Origin of the sequence: Peribacillus sp. NPDC096622, assembly GCF_044762665.1 — a bacterium.
Taxonomy (GTDB): Bacteria; Bacillota; Bacilli; order Bacillales; family DSM-1321; genus Peribacillus; species Peribacillus frigoritolerans_B.
Genome location: NZ_JBIWES010000004.1, coordinates 376,754 through 399,575 on the forward strand (window position 1 = coordinate 376,754; position 22,822 = coordinate 399,575).

23 protein-coding genes, 1 pseudogene and 2 riboswitches are annotated in these 22,822 nt (G+C 41.2%); of the genes and pseudogenes, 4 read left to right on the top strand and 20 right to left on the bottom strand.

Going from position 1 to position 22,822, the window contains the following annotated elements:
- Positions 1–4 precede the first annotated feature (4 nt).
- Together ACIQYG_RS10680 and ACIQYG_RS10685 are read right to left on the bottom strand one after the other, a co-directional pair.
- Positions 5–967, bottom strand: a complete 963-nt coding sequence (locus tag ACIQYG_RS10680; RefSeq protein ID WP_402837773.1) for a YncE family protein — start codon at positions 965–967, stop codon at positions 5–7.
- A 120-nt stretch (positions 968–1,087) separates the two neighbouring features.
- Complete coding sequence (locus ACIQYG_RS10685) at positions 1,088–1,354, bottom strand: hypothetical protein (RefSeq protein WP_402837775.1); 267 nt, start codon at positions 1,352–1,354, stop codon at positions 1,088–1,090.
- A 111-nt stretch (positions 1,355–1,465) separates the two neighbouring features.
- Between ACIQYG_RS10685 and ACIQYG_RS10690 the strand changes: the two genes are divergently transcribed.
- Positions 1,466–1,708, top strand: a complete 243-nt coding sequence (locus tag ACIQYG_RS10690) for a hypothetical protein (RefSeq protein WP_048688669.1) — start codon at positions 1,466–1,468, stop codon at positions 1,706–1,708.
- A 57-nt stretch (positions 1,709–1,765) separates the two neighbouring features.
- On the opposite strand, the pseudogene ACIQYG_RS10695 reads toward ACIQYG_RS10690, so the two are convergent.
- From ACIQYG_RS10695 to ACIQYG_RS10725, 7 genes and pseudogenes are all read right to left on the bottom strand, one after another.
- Positions 1,766–1,912, bottom strand: a pseudogene (locus ACIQYG_RS10695) (DUF2188 domain-containing protein); the annotation flags it as partial.
- A 66-nt stretch (positions 1,913–1,978) separates the two neighbouring features.
- Positions 1,979–2,905, bottom strand: coding sequence for a CobW family GTP-binding protein (locus ACIQYG_RS10700; RefSeq protein WP_402837778.1), 927 nt, complete (start codon positions 2,903–2,905; stop codon positions 1,979–1,981).
- Between the two features lie 124 nt (positions 2,906–3,029).
- Complete coding sequence (locus tag ACIQYG_RS10705; RefSeq protein ID WP_402837927.1) at positions 3,030–3,563, bottom strand: cupin domain-containing protein; 534 nt, start codon at positions 3,561–3,563, stop codon at positions 3,030–3,032.
- A gap of 24 nt (positions 3,564–3,587) precedes the next feature.
- Positions 3,588–4,217 (bottom strand): methylthioribulose 1-phosphate dehydratase, encoded by a 630-nt coding sequence (locus ACIQYG_RS10710; protein ID WP_402837780.1) that lies wholly within the window; start codon positions 4,215–4,217, stop codon positions 3,588–3,590.
- Positions 4,214–4,873, bottom strand: a complete 660-nt coding sequence (locus ACIQYG_RS10715; RefSeq protein ID WP_402837782.1) for a 2-hydroxy-3-keto-5-methylthiopentenyl-1-phosphate phosphatase — start codon at positions 4,871–4,873, stop codon at positions 4,214–4,216. Before ACIQYG_RS10715 ends, ACIQYG_RS10710 begins: the two co-directional genes overlap by 4 nt.
- A gap of 6 nt (positions 4,874–4,879) precedes the next feature.
- Positions 4,880–6,112, bottom strand: a complete 1,233-nt coding sequence (gene mtnW, locus ACIQYG_RS10720) for a 2,3-diketo-5-methylthiopentyl-1-phosphate enolase (protein ID WP_402837784.1) — start codon at positions 6,110–6,112, stop codon at positions 4,880–4,882.
- Between the two features lie 105 nt (positions 6,113–6,217).
- A riboswitch (SAM riboswitch) is annotated at positions 6,218–6,372 on the bottom strand.
- Positions 6,373–6,500: 128 nt separating this feature from the next.
- Entirely contained in the window at positions 6,501–7,673 is a 1,173-nt protein-coding gene (locus ACIQYG_RS10725) for a pyridoxal phosphate-dependent aminotransferase (RefSeq protein WP_402837786.1), read from the bottom strand.
- Between the two features lie 99 nt (positions 7,674–7,772).
- On the opposite strand from ACIQYG_RS10725, the gene ACIQYG_RS10730 reads away from it, so the two are divergent.
- The 3 genes from ACIQYG_RS10730 (at position 7,773) to mtnA (ending at position 11,122) form a co-directional block, all read left to right on the top strand.
- Positions 7,773–8,555, top strand: coding sequence for a carbon-nitrogen family hydrolase (locus ACIQYG_RS10730; protein ID WP_402837787.1), 783 nt, complete (start codon positions 7,773–7,775; stop codon positions 8,553–8,555).
- A gap of 71 nt (positions 8,556–8,626) precedes the next feature.
- Positions 8,627–8,780, top strand: a riboswitch (SAM riboswitch).
- Between the two features lie 78 nt (positions 8,781–8,858).
- Complete coding sequence (gene mtnK / locus ACIQYG_RS10735) at positions 8,859–10,061, top strand: S-methyl-5-thioribose kinase (protein ID WP_402837789.1); 1,203 nt, start codon at positions 8,859–8,861, stop codon at positions 10,059–10,061.
- A 14-nt stretch (positions 10,062–10,075) separates the two neighbouring features.
- The gene (mtnA, locus tag ACIQYG_RS10740) at positions 10,076–11,122 is read left to right on the top strand and encodes an S-methyl-5-thioribose-1-phosphate isomerase (RefSeq protein ID WP_402837791.1); all 1,047 of its coding nucleotides are present in this window, start codon (positions 10,076–10,078) and stop codon (positions 11,120–11,122) included.
- Positions 11,123–11,275: 153 nt separating this feature from the next.
- On the opposite strand, the gene ACIQYG_RS10745 is transcribed toward mtnA, so the two are convergent.
- The 11 genes from ACIQYG_RS10745 to ablB all read right to left on the bottom strand — a co-directional run bounded on the left by ACIQYG_RS10745 (position 11,276) and on the right by ablB (position 22,780).
- Positions 11,276–12,163, bottom strand: coding sequence for an LCP family protein (locus ACIQYG_RS10745; RefSeq protein ID WP_402837793.1), 888 nt, complete (start codon positions 12,161–12,163; stop codon positions 11,276–11,278).
- Between the two features lie 118 nt (positions 12,164–12,281).
- Complete coding sequence (locus tag ACIQYG_RS10750; RefSeq protein WP_402837794.1) at positions 12,282–13,739, bottom strand: lmo1851 family serine protease; 1,458 nt, start codon at positions 13,737–13,739, stop codon at positions 12,282–12,284.
- A 281-nt stretch (positions 13,740–14,020) separates the two neighbouring features.
- Positions 14,021–14,725, bottom strand: a complete 705-nt coding sequence (deoD, locus tag ACIQYG_RS10755; RefSeq protein WP_402837796.1) for a purine-nucleoside phosphorylase — start codon at positions 14,723–14,725, stop codon at positions 14,021–14,023.
- A 232-nt stretch (positions 14,726–14,957) separates the two neighbouring features.
- Positions 14,958–15,128: a YozD family protein gene (locus tag ACIQYG_RS10760; RefSeq protein ID WP_402837798.1), complete on the bottom strand. Its 171-nt coding sequence runs from the start codon at positions 15,126–15,128 to the stop codon at positions 14,958–14,960.
- Between the two features lie 178 nt (positions 15,129–15,306).
- Complete coding sequence (locus ACIQYG_RS10765) at positions 15,307–16,014, bottom strand: hypothetical protein (protein ID WP_402837799.1); 708 nt, start codon at positions 16,012–16,014, stop codon at positions 15,307–15,309.
- 153 nt (positions 16,015–16,167) lie between these two features.
- Positions 16,168–17,934, bottom strand: a complete 1,767-nt coding sequence (locus ACIQYG_RS10770; protein ID WP_402837801.1) for an ATP-binding protein — start codon at positions 17,932–17,934, stop codon at positions 16,168–16,170.
- 15 nt (positions 17,935–17,949) lie between these two features.
- On the bottom strand, positions 17,950–18,192 hold the full coding sequence (locus ACIQYG_RS10775) for a YozE family protein (protein ID WP_192205163.1): 243 nt from the start codon (positions 18,190–18,192) through the stop codon (positions 17,950–17,952).
- Positions 18,193–18,670: 478 nt separating this feature from the next.
- Positions 18,671–18,946, bottom strand: coding sequence for a YokU family protein (locus tag ACIQYG_RS10780; RefSeq protein ID WP_402837803.1), 276 nt, complete (start codon positions 18,944–18,946; stop codon positions 18,671–18,673).
- Between the two features lies 1 nt (position 18,947).
- A complete protein-coding gene (gene kamA, locus ACIQYG_RS10785) occupies positions 18,948–20,351 on the bottom strand; it encodes a lysine 2,3-aminomutase (RefSeq protein ID WP_402837805.1) in 1,404 nt (467 codons plus the stop codon).
- A gap of 117 nt (positions 20,352–20,468) precedes the next feature.
- Positions 20,469–21,848: a sigma-54 interaction domain-containing protein gene (locus ACIQYG_RS10790; RefSeq protein WP_402837806.1), complete on the bottom strand. Its 1,380-nt coding sequence runs from the start codon at positions 21,846–21,848 to the stop codon at positions 20,469–20,471.
- Positions 21,849–21,931: 83 nt separating this feature from the next.
- The gene (gene ablB, locus ACIQYG_RS10795) at positions 21,932–22,780 is read right to left on the bottom strand and encodes a putative beta-lysine N-acetyltransferase (protein ID WP_402837807.1); all 849 of its coding nucleotides are present in this window, start codon (positions 22,778–22,780) and stop codon (positions 21,932–21,934) included.
- Between the last annotated feature and the right edge of the window lie 42 nt (positions 22,781–22,822).

The window sequence follows — 22,822 nt, forward strand, 5'->3', positions numbered from 1 at the left end:
TCATCTACTCCCTCAACATCAATTGGAATGGACCTTCGCCGACTTTGATCGTTTTTTTAACCTCGACTGTTTCAGCATCCATTACATACACTTCATCACTATCATACCCCGCCACGACCACATCTTCGTTAAAGTTCGCCATTTCAAAGGGGTTGACGCCGACCACTTTGCTTTTGACTTCCTCATATTGATCATTCAATTTATATAAGGAGCTAGTCCCATGACTAAGGACAAATATTCCTTCATCATTTTCCAGGAACTTTATCGGCATGGTTGGGGCCTTAAGCTTTTTCTTCAACTCTCCCGTTTTTGCCGAATAAATATATAGATCTTCTTCCACTTGATCCCCATCACCGTGTCCTCCAATCCATATTTCATCCTTTTCTTCCCTTAATAATGTGCCTGTGCTGGAACTATGTACGGGAAATTCGAAATCGACCTTTTTCGTTTCAAGATTTATCACCGAACATTTGGTATCACCAAAATTAATAACATACAATCGATTCGCTTGCTCTCCTTGAAGAACGGTCAAGGGGCTTTTACCAACCTTGACAATATCCTGTTCCTCCCCATCAGCATTCAAAAAATAAATGGAGTGATTCGATTGATTGACCGCCACGATGCTTTTTCCATCACGTAACAACTGCATATTGACGATCCCTTTCCCAATTTCCCAACTGTTTATCAGTTTTCCTGCGGATAAAGAATACACTTGGACTTTCTCCATCTCTTTTCCATAAAGCAGGATAGTATCATTGTCTGCCAGGAGCAGGGCCCCGGTAAATGGTTCTGAAATATCCCACTTTGCAAAAGGATGATAGTTTTCATCTATGAAAGTCAGTGAGGTATCCTTGATATTGACAGTCGCCAGGAAAGATTGACTTTTGTTGATTTTAGTAAATGCATTACCGCTATTACACCCCGTAAGCAGTACGATGGCAAGAAGAAGCCCAATGCCCCACTTCATATTTTTTAAGCTCCTTATTCATTAAATATCTATTTTTTAAAGATTTTAACAATGATTTGTGAAAAAAGTATGAAGCATAAAAGAATATTTGTTAACAAGCATCCATATCACACTCGGAAATCATAATCTTTCCAATTCAGTGATATAGGCCATGACAATCGCATTTTTCATTTCTTCCGAAAGCGAAGATTCCATCACGCGTTTAATAGACAGGTAAAATTTCTCCAATACTGGTTTTCGGGCACGTGGATGGGAATTTTCATCCAAAAGCTCTCTGCGGATGAGTTCCGACAACACTTCCCTTCCACCTCCATCGGCCACCTTACGATTGTTCCATATGCTTAAATAAGCCACCAGTAATTCTTCTTGCCTGACATTTTCTTTCATAGTATCCCTTCCATCCGTTACTAATTTATACATATTAATGTTCAAGTTTGTAAAGACTATCTTAATAATAAGATATCACGCTTTTTATAATCCAAAAAAGGAGTGAGTATAATGTCTCAAGTATACCGCTGTCCGAATTGCCGGACAAATAAATCTCGCTTCAATCTCATTCAGCAAGTGGCAACCCCCATTAAAAAGGATCCCCAATCCGGTGAGATTGTTGAACAATATTCGAACGATTCCCTTCAGCCATTCCATCTAGCATATAATGGTCCTGAAGTTCGGGTTCAATGTGCCGCTTGCGGATTGATAGAAGACGAAAAGACATTTGCCGCCTTTGGAATGCAACAATAAAAATGGTCAGACCCATTTAGGGGTCTGACCATTTTCTCAATCTTTTCCTACTGACATCTTAGCCCGGTCTATGGCAATTGGAATGGCTTTTCCATCCTCATATCCTTCATCCAATAGTGCATTCGCGATTTCTATAGCCTTTTCCCTTACATCTTTATCTAGATTCTTCATCGAGTTTGGGTAATCGTTCTTATTCCATGGCACTAATACCGCCTCCTTGATAAGAAAGTCTTCTTTTAATGTTTCCCTTCTTTAATGGGCGGTAAACGTTTATCGGGCCGCTTTCGCTTCCAAAGCTTTCAACTGAGCGATCAACATTTCCTTATCCAACTTTTCCCCGATGATGACGATATTCAATGGCATTTTCATCATTTCATTCATATACATCGGCATTCCGTAGGAGTATTGGAATAAATGGGGGTATTGTGAATGTGTAAAGGAAATATATCCTTTCATTCGATAGACCGTTTCCGGTAGGGCCCTAAGCCACTGTTCAAAGTCGGTTTGTGCCACAGCACCTTCAAATGTATGAACGATTGCAGTTAAATGCAAATGGTCATGTACATCAAGCTTTTGATGGCCATTATGCCTTTTTCTTTGCATTTGCTGCAATGATGCCAAGGAAACGGCTGCATACTCCGTCAATAAGCATACCGCATCCGTATTCAGCGCCTGTATCGTATATATCAGCTGTGCGGCCTCCATCTCACTTACTAAATCCGCTTTATTCAATAGTATGAAATCAGCATGGTGGATTTGCTCTGCAAGCAACTGTCGAAGCTGAGGAGACAGTTCCTCCCGATCGCGCCACCTTAATAAATCGACGACCGTGATGATCCCTTTATACTCCAGCCTTTTGGCGAAAATCGGCGACATGATGCCATCCAATACTTCAACTGGATGAGCTGCGCCCGTCGTTTCAATATAAACCGCATCCAGTTCATTTTCGGTTAGCAACTCATGAAGCTGAACCTCCAGTTTATCTTGAATTGTGCAGCAGATGCACCCGTCAAACAACTCCTTCAGAGGCACTCCATCACCAATGAGTCCGCTGTCTACCGATACACTGCCGAGCTCATTTAAAAGCACTGCCACTTTTCTGCCCGCTTCACTTTCCTGTTTTAAAATATTTCGAAGAAGCGTCGTTTTCCCGCTGCCGAGAAAGCCGCCCAATATGTACACTTCGGTCGTTTTCATTCTTATCTGCTCCTATAATCCGGTTAAATTCGATTCCGTTAAATTTTATCATACTTACCTTACTAAATCACTTGCCGTATCCACATAAAAAAACCAGCCCTTAAGCTGGTTTTTCGAAATTGATTCATGCTTGAACTTCGTCTTTTTCGTAAATCGGCACCCATCCTGCAGCTGTTACGAAAATCCGGACAGCAACAGTTTTCCTATCTTCCGCGAGCGTGAAATAATGTCTTGTTGATTCTGGTACACTAATAAGATCTCCTGGATTAAGACGTACATCAAACCACTGTTTATCATTGCCTTCAATGGCAAAGATACTCGTTCCGCCTGCTATGAAACGCACTTCATCATCTTCGTGGTGGTGTTCCTGCTTAAAGTTTTCAAGCATTTGGTCCAAGTTCGGATTTGCATCGGATAATGTTATGATATCATGGGCTTTATAGCCTCTTCTTTCAGAGATTTCCGCTATCTCCGATTGGAATGTTACAAGGATTTCCTCCTTGTCAGCATCTGTTAGATCGTATTTTTCCACAAGGTGGTCAGGTAATTTAGAAATGTCCCATTGCTCATAAATAACCCCTTGAGTTTCTAAAAACCCTTTTACCTGTTCACCGTTTTCAATAACCTCGTTTGTTTCATGGAATCTAATCGTCGCCATCATTCATTCCTCCTCTATGAGTGTTTATCTTAAAGAACCTGCAAACGCCTTTTGTTGATTAAGTAACAGTTGATATTGAAATAAAAATTCGCAAGCTTCAAGTATTCTTTTTGCTTCGAGTCCGCTTTTGCCCCAAACCGTAATACCATGATTGCGTATCAGCACAGCGCCAGAGTCTTCTTCGACATGTGGCTTGAACTTATCGGATAACAGCGGAATGTCAGCGTGATTATATATGATTGGAATCCGAAGCTCCGAATCTTCATCCCACCGCCCGGTCGCTTTAATGATTTCATGATTACGAAAGGAAACTTGGCCTTCATCTCCGTATAATTCCGATATCACATTATTTTCAACTGTATGGACATGAAGTACACAGTTCGCATTTGTTTTCCGGTAAATGACTGTATGAAGTAAAGTTTCGGCCGATGGTCTTAGATTCGTTTCTTCAACTGGTTTTCCTTTTAAATCCACCAGTAAAAAGTCCGAATCCGATTGCTTCCTTTTATCCTTACCGCTTGCGGTAATATAAAAGAAAGAGCTTTTGGGCTCGCGGATTGACAAATTCCCGCTAGTTCCCATAAACCAATCCCTTGCGGCCAGTTCAGCTTTAATATCCGCCAACTCCTGCCATTCTTTAGAATGAGTGTTCACGCTTTAACCGCCTCCTGCTGCTTTAAAATGTCAATTACATCAAAAAATGTTTCAAATCCTTGATGTGGAATTCCTTCCCTATCACATTTTTCAAGCAGAATGTCACGGGCTATGACAAAATCAGCCTGTTTTGCCGCCTCAAAATCCGTTACTGAATCTCCAATAACGAGTTTAAAATCTTCCGCACCCGCAATTTCCCTCATAATGGATGGCTTGCAGCAACCGCAATCATTATTACATTGATCATCACAAGTATGCGGCCACTCAATATAAATCTTATCCTTATCAAAAAATGCATGGTTGCAATAAACGGACTCTGTTGGCAAGATATCATTTAATAGGGGGGCAATGAAAAAATCCATGCCCCCGCTTACAATATATAAAGGGATATTGACTTGTTTCGTATACTCAACGAATTCATAAAACCCTGGGCGAATGCCGGCCGTTCTTCTTACATATTGGATGATGTCATCCTTCAAGCCGCTATCAAGCAGGGAGAACATATCCCCAACTCCTGAAGATATACTGATTTTTTGCTGAAGGACACCGTCTTTCAACGCTTCCCATTCCGGAGGCGCAAATTTCTTCATGATGGAAATGATATTATCTGTGTTGGTGATCGTTCCGTCAAAATCACAAAAGATGATCGGTCTCATTATTTCTTATAGGCCTCCCCATAACACAAGAGCTTTTTTTAGTGTTTCTTCCTCAGCCGCCGCTTCAGAAAGTTCCTTTCCTGCTAGAACGGCTTCCACAGCAGAACGGAAAGCCTTGGCACCGCCCTCTGCTCCGTCAGGGTGCCCGTGAATTCCGCCTCCGGCATTAATCACACTATCGAGCCCAAAATCCTTGATGAGGTCCGGAACCATGCCCGGATGAATGCCTGCAGAAGGAACAGGAAAGGCTTTTTTCCATGAAAGTTCATTTTTTGTCAGAGCTTCAGCAATCGCCAAGGTCTCCGTTTTTTCAAGTGCGACATTTCCATAAGGAGAAGGGAACAAGGATAAATCCGCACCTGATAACCTTACTAATTTACCAAGCAATAATGGATAGCCGATACCATAAAATGATGAAGATGCCAATGCCCCGCTATATGCGGGGTGCGCCATGATCGGCAGCTTGATACGATCATGTTCACTCAAGGCCTGCATTACATCCAAACCATATGTATGAACGTTGAACAATAAAGCATCTGCCCCCGCTTCAGCCGCTTGCTCTGCCTTATCCAATAATTCAAATGTTTTCCCTGATAGATTGACAGCATATAATGTTCGGTGGCCAGTGGTTTCATAGACTTCATTCAATATTCTTTTTCCCGTTTTTATTCTATCGAAAAATGGAGTCAGTTCCTGGTCGAAGAGGATCTCATCATCTTTAACTAGGTCGACACCTCCCAATGCTTGTTGCCTCAGTTGCTCATTATGAAATGTTAGGTCTCTTCCTAATACACCTTTAAAGATGCTCATCACCAAGGGCCGGTTAAAAACGCCAACCTTTTCCCTTATGCCCTCAATGCCAAATTGCGGCCCTGGAAAAGCTTTTTGAATATCACCGACAAAATCCAAGTCGATCAGTTTTATTTCACCATCCAATGAAAGTTTGCCGAAGACCGTCGTGAGGATTGCAGGTAAATCATTGGAGAAATTCCCTGCCGGATAGGCAATTTTGATCAGCGAACGGTATACTTTCCGATTAAAGTAGCTGTTTGCCCTCTCTTCTTCAGATAGTGGTGTCACCGATACGACGCGTCCCTTATGTTTTTCCAGTTGTTTCTGAACCAAATGCGGCAGGTCCGTCCATGTCCCGACAGTCAAACCCAAGGCAATGCTTTCTGCTTTTTTCTCATGATTTCCATTAAAGTCATGAATTAAATAAGTAGCGACTATCTCGCTCATCTGATCACTCCTATAACACGTTAGTAAACCCTCGATGTCATTAACCTGAAATGGTCTCAAAATGGCAAAAGCCCCTTCATAAAGAAGAGGCTTTAAAAAGCCATCTTCTTATCTCCCAGCCCATTGGCTGCAAGAATTAGCACCGTGCCTTGTGGATTTCAAGAAAATCCGGCGGAAGGATTCCGCCCCATTTTACAATGGAATTACGGTCGGTTGCTGGGCTTCATAGGGCTAGTCCCTCCACCTGCTCAAAATAAGAAAACGCTGATATATAAGTTGCATTCAAGTATCGAAAGATTAAGAATTTATTTTGTATTCTGACAGGTAATCCCTACTTTGTCAATAAGTTTAACTATTTAAATGTGTATAAATCGGATATCTTATTGCATTAAAATAAGTTTAATGTTCGTATCCGTTCCACAGCCTCTTGCAGCCGTTCTTCCGAAGTCAGTAGCCCTACCCTGACGTAACCTTCGCCAAATTCACCGAAACCATTCCCTGCGGCAACAGCTACATGGGCATGCGTTAATAAATAGTCCGCAAAACTCTCGGACGTAAAACCTCCAGGTACTTTGAGCCAGGCAAAAAACGATGCCGCAGGCGCTTTGACATCCCAGCCGATTGCCCTCAATCCCTCAATGAAAACATTCCTTCGCCCCTCGTACATCTTCACTAACTGCTCTACACTGCTCTGTGAATCAAGTAAAGCGCTTGCCGCAGCTTCCTGTATCGCCGGGAAGAGACTCACATAAAGATGGTCTTGTAATAGTTCAAGAGCTTCTATTACACTTTTATTGCCCACTGCGAAGCCGACTCTCCACCCTGCCATATTGTATGTTTTCGATAGAGTGTATATTTCAACTCCTACATCCTTCGCTCCCTCCGCCTGGAGAAAGCTTTTCGGTTTTTTTCCGTCGAATCCTATTGCCCCATAGGCGAAATCATGGACCACACAAATTGAATGTTCTTTTGCAAAGGAGACGGTTTCATCAAAGAAACTTTCAGTGGCAGAAGCGCCTGTGGGATTATTCGGATAATTCAAGAACATCATTTTGGCTTTATCAAGAACTTCTTTATGTATGTCATCGTATTTCGGAAGAAAATCATTTTCTTCTGTCAAGGGCATCAGTTCGGTCTTTGCCTGGGCTAAAACAACACCGGAAAGATAATCCGGATAGCCGGGATCTGGAACAAGGATCGTATCACCTGGATTCAATAAACACTGCGGCAGTTCGACAAGACCCGCCTTTCCCCCGAAGAGAATCGCCACTTCACTATTCGGATCCAGCTTGACACCGTATTCTCGTTCATAAAAGACGGCAGCAGCCTCTTTTAAATATTGATGTCCCCGGAATGGCGAATATTTATGATTAGTCGTTTTTTCAGCTGCAGACTGCAAACTTTTGACGATATGTTCCGGCGTCGGCTGATCAGGGTTTCCCTGGCCTAAATTAATGACATCATGTCCTTGCTCCGTGATCGCATTGACTTTTGCGACTAGTGAAGCAAAAAACTGCTTGGGCAGGTCCTGAAGCAGTCCGGATTTTTCGAATTGCACCATTTATACACCTTCTCTGAAATTTCTTGAAATTCTAGTCACAAATGATATATGTTTATCGTAGTCTTGTAAAGCATTTTTTACATGTGGGGGTTTTAAACGATGAAGTGGAAAATAGCTTGTATTCAAATGGATATAGCCTTCGGTCAACCAGATATCAATTTTCAGGTTGCAGAACAATGGATGGAAAAAGCAGCTCGGTCCGAACCCGATATCGTCATATTACCAGAGCTTTGGACAACCGGATACGATTTGACCAGGCTGAATGAGATTGCAGATCAAGAGGCAGAAAAAACGATTGAATTTCTTAAAACACAGGCACAGAAACACCGGATTCACATCATCGGCGGTTCCATTGCGAAAAAAACAAGCAAGGGAATCTATAACACCATGCTCATCATCGATAAATATGGAAAGCTCATTAAAGAATATGATAAGCTTCACTTATTTCAATTAATGGATGAACATCATTTCCTGCAGCCAGGTGAAAAAGATGGTTTATTTACTCTTGATGAAAAAATATGTGCCGGGTTCGTTTGTTATGACATTCGTTTCCCTGAATGGCAGCGAGCCCATACCGTTCAAGGCGCGGAAGTTCTATTCGTTACGGCTGAATGGCCAAAGCCGAGACTCGATCACTGGAGAGCCTTATTGATAAGCCGTGCTATCGAGAACCAAGCCTATGTTGTAGCCGTTAATCGTACAGGTTCGGATATCAATAATATATTTGCGGGTCATTCCTTGATTATTGATCCATGGGGGAATATCGTAAGTGAAGCCGGAGAAGGAGACGAACTCTTGACAGGCACCTTGGACTTCAACAAAGTTACGGAAGCACGCAACAAAATACCTGTATTCGAAGATCGCCGTCCTGATTTTTATTAATTTACCCATTGACAAACTATTTAAAAAGTTGATATTATTTTCCCGAAGATTAAAATTTCAGAAAACATTTACTCTTATCAAGAGCAGGCTGAGGGATAAAGGCCCTATGAAGCCCAGCAACCGACTGTAATACCATTGTGAAATGGGGCGGATCCTCCGCCGGATTATTAAATCCACAGAGCACGGTGCTAATTCCACCAGAATTCATTTTCTGGAAGATAAGAGGTCCGAAGCCAAAACTTCTGCCTCTTTCTATATGAAAGAGGCTTTTTTATTCTTATTTTGAATCTGGAGGGGAAAAGAATGACTCAAAACCATTCAAATTTTAAGAGATTGACAAACGAAACAGCTATAACCCTTGCAAAAAAACTTGGGTTGGTCAATGCGGATGCAAGTTTGAAATGTAATGAAATCGGCGATGGAAACTTAAATTATGTTTTTCATATTACAGACACGGTCACAAACAAAGGACTAATAATCAAACAAGCGGTCCCTTATGCCAAGGTACTTGGTGAAAGCTGGCCGCTGACACTGAAAAGGGCAGCCATTGAAGCGAATGCGCTGATTCATTTCAGAAGTTATTGCCCCGAATTCGTACCGCAAGTCTATTATTCGGATGAACAGCTTGCCATCACAGTAATGGAGGATTTATCGTACTTGAAAATCGTTAGAACAGGATTGATCGATGGCGATTCATATCCATTGCTTTCACAGCATATTGGTGAGTATGTTGCGAAGACGGCATTTTATACATCCGATTATCATTTAGAACCCTCTGCGAAAAAGGAGGTGGCCCGACATTTCACGAATCCCGAACTCTGTAAAATCACTGAGGTCTTTATTTTCACGGATCCATTTTTTGAGGAACTCCCGGGAGATTTCGAGGTGGAATTGACAGATGCCGCCCAAAAAATATGGAATGATCAAGAAGTGATACTTGAGGTCGCCAAACTGAAACAAAGCTTTGAAACCGAGCAGGAAGCCTTGCTTCATGGAGATTTACATACTGGAAGTATATTTGCAAGTGAAACCGAAACAAAGGTTATTGATCCGGAATTCGCTTTTTATGGGCCAGTTGGTTTTGACCTTGGTCAATACACCGCCAACCTTCTCTTTCAGGCAGTAACACGCAATGGCGCCGGAAAGGAAGAGATTTTCACGCTCCTTTATGAATTTTGGAATGCCTTTGAAGAAACTTACACCGAATTATGGGAAGGCCAAAATAAAAGCCCATTTCGCCATGTGAAAGGTTATCTGCCTTATTTACTGACAAAATTCAAAAAAGATGCATTCGGTTTTGCAGGCTGCGAACTGATTCGGCGAACCATTGGCCTTTCCCATGTAGCCGATTTAAACGTCATTGAAGATAAAGAAACAAGGATCGCTGCCAAAACGGCAACATTGGAAATTGGTTCTTTTTTAATTAAAAAACGGGAGGAATTGGATGTTCCAACTATAATTGAAGCGTTGAAGCAACGTACACTGCCATCTTACTCAACCATTTAAAAGGAGACCTGCACATGACTACACTAGCACCCTTACCATATTCGGTACAATGGGATGATACCCATATTACATTATTAAATCAACAAGCCCTTCCTTCCATAACTGAATTTATTGAACTTCATTCTGTTGATGATGTATATGACAGCATTTTGACATTAAAAGTTCGCGGTGCCCCAGCAATTGGACTGACGGCAGCATTTGGTGTTGCACTTGGCGCCAAAATGGAAACAACCGCTGAATTAGGGGAATTCAAGAAAAACGTAACGAGGCATATTGAAAAACTCGCATCTTCCCGGCCAACTGCAGTCAACCTTTTTTGGGCGTTAAGGAGGATGGAGAACACCTTGCAGGCTGCGCAAAGCATTTCAACTGCCAAGGAAGCACTTGTATCGGAGGCTAAAGCCATCTTTGCTGAAGATGAAGAAATGTGCAGGAAAATCGGGGAACATGGTTTATCCCTATTCACTAGAGGAGATTCCATTCTAACGCATTGCAATGCTGGGGGAATCGCCACAGCTCGGTATGGCACAGCCTTGGCTCCCTTCCACCTGGCTAAAGAAAGGGACTTTCCGCTAAAAGTGTATGCATGTGAAACCAGGCCTGTCCTGCAAGGGGCGCGTTTGACGGCTTGGGAATTGATGCAAGCGGGGGTTGATGTCACCTTAATTTCTGATAATATGGCTGCCCATACAATTCACCAGAAACGAATAAATGGAATTATCGTCGGGGCCGACAGGATTGCGGCCAATGGAGATACAGCAAATAAAATCGGGACATTGGGATTGGCCATATTAGCCAAGCACTTTGGTATCCCCTTTTATGTAGCCGCACCATCAAGCACATTCGACCTTTCTATCGAATCCGGCACATCCATCCCGATCGAAGAGCGGAATGAAGCTGAAATCACCTTCATTCAAGGTATAAGGATCGCTCCGGAAAACGTGAAGACTTTCAATCCAGCCTTTGATGTTACACCGAATCACCTAATTACAAGCATCATTACCGAAAACGGAATCATAACACCTGATTTCTTCAAAAACATTCCGCATTTTGTTAATTGATCCAGGTTCCTTTATTGGTGATAAAAAACGAGAAGGATTTCGTATCCCTCTCGTTTCTTAAAGGTGATCGATAATGATTATTCTTGCGAGGTCTATAATACAATAATTAAATCCGAACACTTTCGATAATAAAATGGACTTCCAAAATTCTCATTATTTTGCAAAGAACTCCTGAAGTGCTTTTTTATTTTTAGTGTAGTCCATTTCCAAAACGGCTCCGGACTGGGGATATATTTCATCTTTAAAGCTTCCTTCCACTGGAACCCTTAAGGTTTCGACGGTGTCCGGGGTATGGAAGACGGCTTTTGGACCCATTTCCATTATTGTTTTCAGACCAATATCTGTATCCAAGTACGAGAGCCCTTGTTCTATGATACCAGGAAGGGCTGCCATCCCTTCGAAGGATGTGATTTGATTTATAAACGCTGTTTTTAATTGAACCATAACTTCTTGTTGACGCTCTACCCTTCCAAAATCACTTTCATCGTCATGTCTAAAACGGACATATTTCAATAATTCCTCACCGTGTAGAATATTTTTACCGACGCTTGCTTGGATGCTCATATCATCAATGATTTCCTGATCCACATTCACCGCCACCCCCTCAGGGGCAAGTAAATCGACCATCTTCACAAATCCCTGGAAGTCGATTACCGCTACATGATCGACCTTGACATCAAAGTTTTCCCGTATGGTTTTCTTGAGTAATTCCCGTCCACCATAATAATAAGCAGCATTTATTTTGTTATATCCTGATTTATTCCCGGGGATTTTCACATAACTATCACGCATAATGGAAGCCAGCTTCAGTTTCTCCTGCTCAGGAAAGTATTTTGCCAGGATAATCGCATCTGACCGAGATTTTTGCTCTCCCCTTGTGTCAACACCTATTAACAGAAATGTTTTCTCGCTTTCCTGGTTCTCTTCATTGTTTAGTTTTTTTTCCGTACCTTCATTTCCATTTTGTTTGGGTAAAGGGGCATAGGTGCAGCCTGCCAGAATCAAGATCAAGAGATATATGAACAATACCTTTTCTTTCATTACCTCACCTCATTGGAAAATTACCCCTATTCTCTGCCTAATGTTGGAATCCTATGCATGAAAACGACAAAAAAGCCTGCCAACGATAATCGTTGGCAGGCTTTTCGGGCAATATCATTTATTTTATTTCTTTCTTTAATACTTCTACCGCTTTTTTCACTTGTGTGTCGTTCTTAAGGATTTTCTCGCGGATGACCTGCATCAATTTAACGGTAGTATCATCCTTAATGGTGCCGGTTTCTTTAATTTTTTGTTCCCTTTGGAATGCTATGACAGCATTCGTGGTTGCTTCATCAAAGAATCCATCTACCTTACCTGGATCATGGCCTGCTTCCTTCAGCATCTCTTCAGCCGCTTTCACTTCACTCGAAGAATCGGATGCTTTCAATTCCTTATCGGGCGAAATGTACGGAAGGCTCGCATAATCAGGAAGCTTCACAGTAATATCCGGCTTGATCCCTTTTTTATGAATCCAATTGCCTTCAGGAGTCAACCATTTAGCTGCCGTATATTTGAAGTTAGATCCATCTTTGAAGTCTTGGGCAGTCTGCACTGTCCCTTTCCCAAATGACTTGACACCGATCAATGGAATGTCCGCAGATTCACTGACAGCCGCTGCAACGATTTCGGAAGCACTGGCACTTCCATCATCAATCAACACGACTACCGGGATTTTCAGTTCTCCATCATTCTCCGATTTATATACTTCTTTTTTCCCGCTGCGATCCTCAACTTGAAGGACCACTTTCCCATTAGGTATGAACAGGCTTGCCATTTCTATTGCTTGTTCAAGCAGTCCCCCCGGGTTTCCCCGCAAATCCAATACGAGACCCTTCATGTCCTTCTTGGACATTTCCTCAAGCGCCGTTTTCAGCTCTTGGACTGTATGTTCGGAAAAACTGGTCACTTGGATTTTTGCAACTCCATCATCAAGCATTTCCGCATAAACCGTCTCAATCGGAATTGTGTCCCGTTTAATGGTCAGCTCAATCGGTTCCGATTCACCAGCTCTTGAAATGGATAGATCAACTTTCGTACCCTTCTCGCCCCTGATTTTCAGGACAGCTTCAGAAGAGCTCAGTCCTTCAACACTTTTACCGTCCACACTTAATATAATGTCATTCGGTTTTACTCCAGCTTTTTCTGCCGGGGACCCTTTTATTGGTGAGACCACCATTATTTGTCCATCCTGCTCCTGAATCTCAGCACCGATTCCTTCAAAAGATGAAGAGATGCTCTCATGGAAACTCGACGCTTCCTTTTTATCCATATAAGCAGAGTATGGATCATCCAATGATTCGATCATTCCATTAATTGCCCCGTCAACCAGCTTTTCTTCATCAATCTCTTCATAATAGTTATCTTTTATCGTATCGTATGTAGAATACAGCTTTTCAAATTCCGCATGCTTATCCGGTGCTAATGACTCTACTTTTTCATCTCCAAAGGTCAAGGCTATTGTAGTAATCCCTGCAGTTAGAAATATGACTAAGAAAATCCCCATAATGAACGTAAACTTCTTTATTTTAATGAATTTCCCTGCCTCTTTTGGCTGTTTTTGATTTTCTTCTTCCACTGAAGCCTCACCACTTTCATTCTTCATGACGATATAAACGATTTCATTCCTATTTTATCAGCTTTCAAGCCAATCGAAAAATAATAGTTATCAAAAATAACAACTTATGACCATATGTATTTTTTTAGCAAACTTCAAATCAGGGAAAATGGTCCAAGGAAAACAGGCATCTCCTGATATTACAAAAATGCGGATACCATGGAACAAATGAGCCTGTATCCAACTGCCATTATACAGCATCACTTATTCCTGGTCACCCGCCTGTCATTTACATCCAATTATCAGTCCTGGATAGCTGCTTCCAATGCCACTTCAACCATTTCGTTGAAAGTTGACTGGCGCTCATCCGACGACGTCTCCTCACCGGTTAAAATGTGATCGGAAATGGTCAATACAGATAAAGCTTGGCGGCCAAATTTAGCAGCAAGCGTGTAAAGGGCAGCTGATTCCATTTCTATCGCAAGGATTTGGTATTTTGCCCATTTTTCCAATTCACTATTATCGTTATAAAACTGATCGGCCGTAAATACATTACCGACCTTCAATTGCAAGCCCTTAGCCGTGCCGACGTCATAAGCTTTTCTAAGTAATTCGAAATCCGCGGTCGGGGCAAAGTCCACCCCGCCGAAAGTCATGCGGTTCATTTGGGAATCGGTGGAAGCACTCATTGCAAGGATCACATCCCTGACTTTTACATCTTTTTGAATCGCTCCTGCAGTTCCAACACGAATCAGCTTCTGGACATTATAGCTATTCATCAATTCATTTACGTAAATCGAAATGGATGGGACACCCATGCCTGTACCTTGTACAGAAATTCGTTTTCCTTTATATGTCCCTGTATATCCAAACATGTTACGAACTTCATTATAAAGTTTAGCATCCTCTAAAAATGTTTCAGCAATATATTTTGCACGCAACGGGTCCCCAGGAAGTAAGACCGTTTCCGCAATTTCATTCTCTTTTGCACCAATATGTACGCTCATACGACTATGTCCTCCTTAACTTGTGGTTGAAATGATATTCAAAAACTACTATACCATATCAACCACAAGTTAGGAAAATCGAACCTTATCTGGAACTTGAAAAAATGGAAATCAGGAAAAAGACTTTTGGCACCCTTCCTAAATCGCAAACAAAACGGCGGTGGTCCGCCGTCTTTTTTTAAATGGTTAATGAAATTAAGGGAAAGGAAGCTGCTAACCGTCTTATGACAGGTTACTCTTCGACTTCTTCATCAATTATGCATTTTTCAAGAAGATATTCGAATGTGATGTCAGCAAGATCTTCAACTTCAGCTTCTGTTGGAAGATAGCCCCGTCTTATCAATTCTTGAAAAAAGAATTCCGCTATCTCTTCTGTATCAATAAAAACCTCAATTTCTCGCAAATCATCGCCCCCTTATTTAAAGGTCTATGAATGTGTAGAGACAAATATACCACTAAGGCATCCCATAATGGAAAAACATATGAATGGCCTATAGTTATCAAGTTCCATTCGTGTTCTATTTGTATGGATACTTCTATAGGGAATTTGGAAATTGCCCTTTAAAAGTTTGGGATACCTTTCACTTCGTTTGCTTCTTTTTATGATCTGGATAAATTTCCTCTGCAGCTTTTTCAATTTTAGCAAGGGCGATTTTCATGATGTGACGATATTCATCATCGCCAAAATGTTCGTAGAGCTTACAATAATCATTATATAAATCCAACAGTCCATCAATCATTTCCTTTTTTTCATCTTTTGTCATTGTCATTTCTCGCTCACCTTTACCAGGGTTGTTTTGTTTAGCAATGATAGCAAGCTCATTTTTCTTTTGAGGAAGGAGCAGACCCAATTTTTTAATGATTCCATCTGCCCGTTTGGCATCGGCAATCAAAGTCAGTTCTTCTTCATGAGCTTCAAGCCATTCACCATCAGAGATTCTTGATAACTCATAGATTACATCCTCCCAGGCATTTTCCTTATAGCGCCAAATTTCCGTTCGATAGCCGATAATCTTGAAATAATCCTGTTCATATCCATCCACTTGGACCAAGTCACCTAATAAATATTTATATTCAATATCGATTTGTTCTTTCGGATAAAGGATTTCTCCTTCATATTCATTTATCGATTGCAATGTTTTTTCGATATAAAGACCTTCACTATAGTTCACTTCATACACATAAGCACCATCGAGAAATTTCACATCGGTTATATTCCCGACTGTCCCATACATTGTTATTACGACTGTATCGCCTAATTTAAATTTCGGCTGTTTTTTTTTGCCCATAAGAGACATCCCCCAATATGGTCCTTATCGTTTGATTAGTAAATTATATGCACAAACAAACATGGAGGTTAATGGAAATAAGAGGGCATTTTGCTCATTTAGCTAATTAACCGGCCCATTTATTAAAGGGCACTACAAACAAAAAAAACCGCCTCATTTAATGAGACGATTCGTAGTGGGGATTGTGAGCGTCACTTTCGTTCCTTCGTCACGGGCGCTCTCAATTTGGAATTTCCCTTTTAATTCCTCCATTATTTGTATGCATGTCGCTACACCTAATCCGTTTCCATCCGGTTTGGTGGTATAAAAGGGCATACCGATATTTTTTAAATTCTCGGGACTGATGCCTTTTCCATCATCGCTGATCACTAACCTTATATATTGGGACACGGAATTGTGATGTAGTTCAATCCGCCCCCTTTCTTCAATGGCTTCACAAGCATTATTCAAGACATTCAAGAGAACCTGCCTTAACCGGTTCCTGTCTGAATAAACAATGACGGATTGTGTCACCCTATTAATTATTCTTACATGAGAACTCGGAATTGAGGAAGTATAAGTATCTATAATTTCATCAAGGAAATCCTTTAAATCGATTTTCTCCCATTCCAGTTGATGCGGTTTTGCCAAATCAAGAAGTTGTGTCACAAATACATTGACCCTATCCACTTCATGAAGCATGACATCGCTATATTTTTCTATCAATGATTTATCATGATCCTGGCTCTTCAATAATTGGAAAAAGCCCTTTATTGTCGTCAACGGGTTCCTGATTTCATGGGCGACACCGGCAGCAAGCTGGCCAACATATTTCAATTTTTCCGTACGGACGATTTCCCTCTCACGATCTTCAATCGTTTCCATCATTCTTAGAAAAGCAAGGTTCAATTTTTCCATTTCCTCGAAGCTTCTATTGTCGGAAATGATGAATTCCTTTCCTCCTATGAATTCCTCTGTCGCTCCGACAAGTTCTTGAACTGGCCGTACGAGGGTCTTTGTTAGTAAATAGACAGCCAGAATGATAGAAACAAAAACGATGCTGTAGATTGTCAGGTACCGTGTTAATAGGTCATTCAAGGGTTGAAATACCTGTTTCTTATCAGCACCCACAACAACAAACCATTTATTCTCTGTTTGTGCTATCGTATGGACAGGCTGGATGGAATATATTTTTTCCCCATTCTCTTCACTGTACAATTCATCCGATAACGACGCTCCCATCAGCTTATCTTTCGTTAATCCCATTTCTTTCAAGGCAGAATCCTGCATAATGCCATGTGGGTCTTTTTTCGAAATCATGATGCCTTCTTGATTGATCATGAAAAAGTTCACTGGGTATTTATCGCTAATTTCATTAGCCTTTTTCTCCATCATCTCCCAAAGCCCTTCCAACCGGAAAGCTGTGGATACGACTCCGATCATTTTCCCTGAATTATCATATACCGGCGCACTCAAAGCTATTATAGGTTCTGCGAAGGCCCGGGTTTTATAAACATCAGAAAGGAATTCATGACCTTCTATGGCCTCTTTGAACCATATTCTCTTCGCAAGGTTATCCCCGATCATTTTATTGGATGTATCTGCAATGACATTGCCTTCCATATCCAAATGCAAGACACCGTAATAATTTCCTTTTGCATCGATAAACTTTTTAAGTTCATCAGCCTTCTCTTCTTTTGAATAGCCAGGATTGATGATTGCCGAATTTACACTCATTAACTTCACATCACTGATCCGTTCGTTCAAATAGCTGTATGTTTCATTTACAATATTCAGTGAACCTGCATTCAGAGCATTTTTTGCTTCCTTCTCAAGCAGGGACCGTTGTGATCCATAGGATATGATTCCCAGTACCAGAAGAGGAACACTTGCAATAAGTAAAGAATAAAGCAAAATTCGGGTTTGAAGGCTTTTAAACATCCTTCCGATTCCTCCCTATTCCTGATCTCCCAATAGGAGCCCTTCTTCTATTTGGACATACTGTTCCCACGCTTGATCGAAAACTGACATACTTTCGAGATAGTCTGCATTCAATTCTAAATAACTGCTCAATTCATTATAATCAGTCGATTGTTTTGGGAAGCCATGATCCTCATAGGCATGATTGGCAAATTTAGTGATTGCATCAATTTCCTTTGGTTGTCGAAATTTCATTAAATATAAATAAAATGGTCTCATGATGTCGAACCCCCCTAAAATAACTATGATTTCTGCTTTAATATATCGGAAACTTTCGCTTCCGTCCACTTTTTTAAAAAACAATTTGGTTTTTTCTTCCTCATCTTATGAAATCCACGACTTTTCAACACAAATGCATTCGTTAAATTACGAACTACACTTAAATATCGTACTCATTCCATATTGATTACATCCTTTTAAGAATTTTTTTTCATGATTCGATAAAGGAAACGAAGTGCTTCAATATTATTATTTAATCTACCTCTTCACTCAAAACCAATTCCCATAATAAAAAACGCGGAGCATGTTCAAACATGCAGGTTGAAGGAAAGCGGAATTTCTTCAAAAACTTGTTAGCCCATTTACCCGCATGCCATCATTTTCTGAAATGGAAAAACCCCTTCATTTAAGATAGAAATAGTGGTTTACACTGTACTATCTAAAATGAAGAGGATTTATTCATTTATGGAAAAGTAACCTAAAAGTCAAAGTAATTACGTTTCAACAGCCTTTTCATGTTCATTAGCTCACTGTACTTCGTTTGTTTTTCAAGCTTTTTCGAATCAATTAAAAATAGTTGATTTTCAATTTCCTTCACTATTTCATCACTTTGAAAAAAAGCATCGCAACTCTCACAATGAGATGAAGGGGTTTCCGTAATTTCAACCGCCCTCGTACCATCCGGCAGTTCCCAATATACAGTCCCCATTACTGATGCAAGCTTCCCTTTCTCACACCATGGACACGTCTCCATTTTATTCATCCCCCTTAGGAGTGCTCTTTTTTTGCTGTGCCTGGAATTTCTTTTCTTTTAACAGATCTCGCTTTTCACGTTTGTTTTTCAATGAAGCATGCTCTGGGTTGGTCACGTACTTTTCCCGTCGGTTCATTCGCTTCAGCCCTTCAGGCACTAAATTGAATTGCTTGTCGTTCATTAAACCAGATACACCTATATCTGACTGTTTTTCTTCCATATCGGGATATACCCCTTTGAAATAATCATCTGCAAGTCCTGGTGTATATTGCTCAGGTTCAGGATATGTGGTTATCACACCTTCAAAATTGCGCAGCACCGTTTTTGTTGGGGATTGTGAAAGGATATAATTCGGCTGCAGTGTGATTTTCCCTCCCCCTCCTGGCGCGTCGACGACGAAGGTAGGTACTGCATACCCGGATGTATGGCCTCGGAGCCCCTCGATGATTTCAATCCCTTTTGAAATGGGAGCCCTGAAATGACCGATCCCTTCCGAGAGATCGCACTGATAGATATAGTAAGGGCGGACACGGATTTTAACAAGATCATGCATCAGCTTTTTCATGATGGCGACACTGTCATTTATCCCCGCTAAAATAACTGCCTGGTTGCCCACAGGTACACCTGCATCGGCAAGCATCTCACATGCTTTCTTTGACTCCTCGGTAATTTCTATCGAGGTATTGAAATGAGTATTCAGCCAAACCGGGTGATATTTTTTTAAAATGGTACATAAATTTTCAGTGATTCTTTGAGGAAAAACAACCGGTGCCCGGGTACCTATCCTGATTATTTCAACATGAGGAATTTCCCTTAAGTTTTTGAGGATATATTCAAGGATTGTGTCATTGATCAGTAATCCATCCCCGCCGGAAATAAGGACATCACGAACTGCCGGTGTGTCACGTATATATCCGATTGCAGCGTCCAATTGTTTTTTTGGGACGCCCATGCCAATTTGGCCTGAAAAACGTCTTCGCGTACAATAACGGCAGTACATGGAACATTGATTCGTCACCAAAAAAAGAACGCGATCCGGATATCTATGGGTCAGTCCCGGTACAGGGGAGTCCTCATCCTCATGTAGGGGGTCTTCCATGTCATATTTGGTTTTATGCATTTCTTCCGAGATTGGGACCGATTGCATTCTGATAGGACACCTTGGGTCATCTTTATTCATTAACGAAGCATAGTATGGGGTGATATTCAATGGTATGGTTTTGGTGGAAATCCTCACACCTTCCTCTTCATCCGGAGTCAGGTTTATCACTTTTTTCAAATCATCAACTGTTCGGATCGTATTCGTAAGCTGCCACAGCCAGTTGTTCCATTGTTCTTCGGTTACATCTTTCCATAGCTCTATATCTTTCCAATTGCGATCTGGCTTATATAAGTCAAATAACATGGTTATACCTCCTGAGTTATGATAGTAGTATTAAATGCAAGAAGGGTGCCAAAATGACCCCAAAATCCGAATGCCCATAAAAAAAACCGGACTGCAGGCTGCATCCGGATTTTTCCATCAAATATGTTTCTTTATTTTATATTGCAAGGTCTGTCTTGGAATTTGCAATAGCTTCGATGCCTGGAGAACGTTACCATCCGTTTGAAGAAGGGCCTCGGTAATCAATTTTGTTTCCATCTCAATCATGGCCTCACGTAGCGGAAGGATCTTTTCTGATGGGGTGCGCTTCTTTAAAAACTGGGGCAAATCCTCAAGATTCAAAACATCATTCTCCGTATGGTTCATCATGAATTCTATCGTATGTTTAAGCTCCCTTACATTTCCTGGCCAGTGATATTTCCGAAAAAAAACCTTCGTCTCCTCATCCATGCCTTTTATCGACAGTCCTAATTTACTGTTAAATATTGATATGAAATGTTCAGAAAGAAGCTCTATATCATCAATCCGCTCCCTTAACGGAGGCAGCTCGTAGCTCAATACGTTCAATCGGTAAAATAAATCCGGCCTTAGCCTGTTTTCCGATACGGCCTTTTTCGGATCAATATTCATCGCTGCCATGATCCTGACATTCACCTGTACACTCTTTGTGCCACCTATCCTCCTGATGAACCCATCTTCAAGCACACGCAGAAGCTTTGCCTGCAAGTCAATCGGCATCGACTGCAATTCATCCAAAAACAAGGTTCCGCCGTTGGCTAATTCAAACAATCCCTGTCGTTCCACAGCACCAGTGTAGCTTCCTTTTGCCGTACCGAATAAAAGCGATTCCAGTAAACTTTCTGGAAGGGCCGCACAATTTTGCGCGATGAAAGGTTCTTTACTGCGGTTCGAATCTTGGTGGATGCTTTGAACAAAAAGCTCTTTTCCTACACCGCTTTCCCCATAAACCAATACCGATGAGGAGGAACGGGCAGCCTTTTTACCTTGTGATATCAAACCTTTAAACCCAGGATCACTTGTCAGGATTTCAGCGAAAGAATACAATCCGCCGTTCCCAGGCGTTTTCCTTTCAGGACTTTTGATCGTCTTGAGCGAGCTTTCCAGATCAGCTAACCTTTCGGATAATTGCTTCAAGCTTGAATAATCCTTTGCAATTTCTATTGCACCTATCATAAACCCATCGACATATATGGGGAGCGTAGTATTTAGCGTCTCAATGATACGCCCATGGGCATTTACATATGATTGACTATAGTTATAGATTGGTTTTTCAGATTTAATGACCCGGAGTAAGGTCGATGATTTGTGATTCAACGAAGGGAACGCTTCAAGCAACGGTTTCCCAAGCACCTCACTTCTTTTCATCCCATCATGATTGGCCGCCACTCCGTTATAAAAGATGGTCTGTCCTTTTGGATCTATTACATGAATGCCTTCATCAATGGTTTCTAATATCGCTTCCAACACTTCACTTGTATTAAAAAATTCACTTGGCAAGATATCCCTCCTCAAGACCTTCTTGCTAGATGTATATGAGGAAATGCCAAAAACTAGTCATGAACCCGCCTAAAAATGAGCATTCAACAAAAATTTTTCACCCAAAGGTTCATATCTTCGAGTTTATCAAAGATATAACAATTATTAGCCAAACGTCCGCGGTACGAGTATCCATGCTGATGCAATGCAGCATTCATGCCGAATGAGAGCGACCGGGCAATCGAATAGACACAATAAATGCCATGTGAAATAAGATATTCTTCAAGCGCGGAAATCAAGTGTTTCATCAAGCCGAATTGCCGATGTTCCGGCAATGTTGCACAATCAGTGATTTCTGCATTATGGTAAAAGGAATTAATTTCTGCAGAAGCAGCACTGACGATCCTCTCTTCATGGACATAAATATAAAAAACCGTTCCCATTTCCATGCACTTTTTCACATATATCGGATCATTCATCGGTGTGGGATACACTTCGAAAACCTTCCCATACAATTGTGCCAGCTGAAGTGCATCTGTAACTTCAGCTTTACGGCCTTGGTAGGCTGACGGCGGATCATCCAGTCCAGATTTAATCGGTAGCCTCTGAACATCGGTAAGGATTTGATCTTCCTTTTCCCATTCAGCACTGTTGCGCCTTTCATTACGGTTATATTTAACAAGGAAGAAACAATCGCTTCCCAAAAAGAATTTATCGATGCTTCCTTCATAGAGAAATCCCTGAGCAAGCAATGCCATAACGTTTTCCTTACGGGACTTGAAGATGATTTTTTCTGCTGATATGCTTTTAGCCACTTCCAAAGATTCCTCCACGCATTCTTGAAAATGCCCTAGATAATCATCAACCCTGATTCGCTTATTAAAATGGTCGATCGAAATATGTATGGTGCACCTTGGCTTTTGAATTCTTTTTTCGATGATTCCAGCCTCCATTTGTCCCGCTCCTTTCACATCTTCGAAAATTGTTGCGAAAGG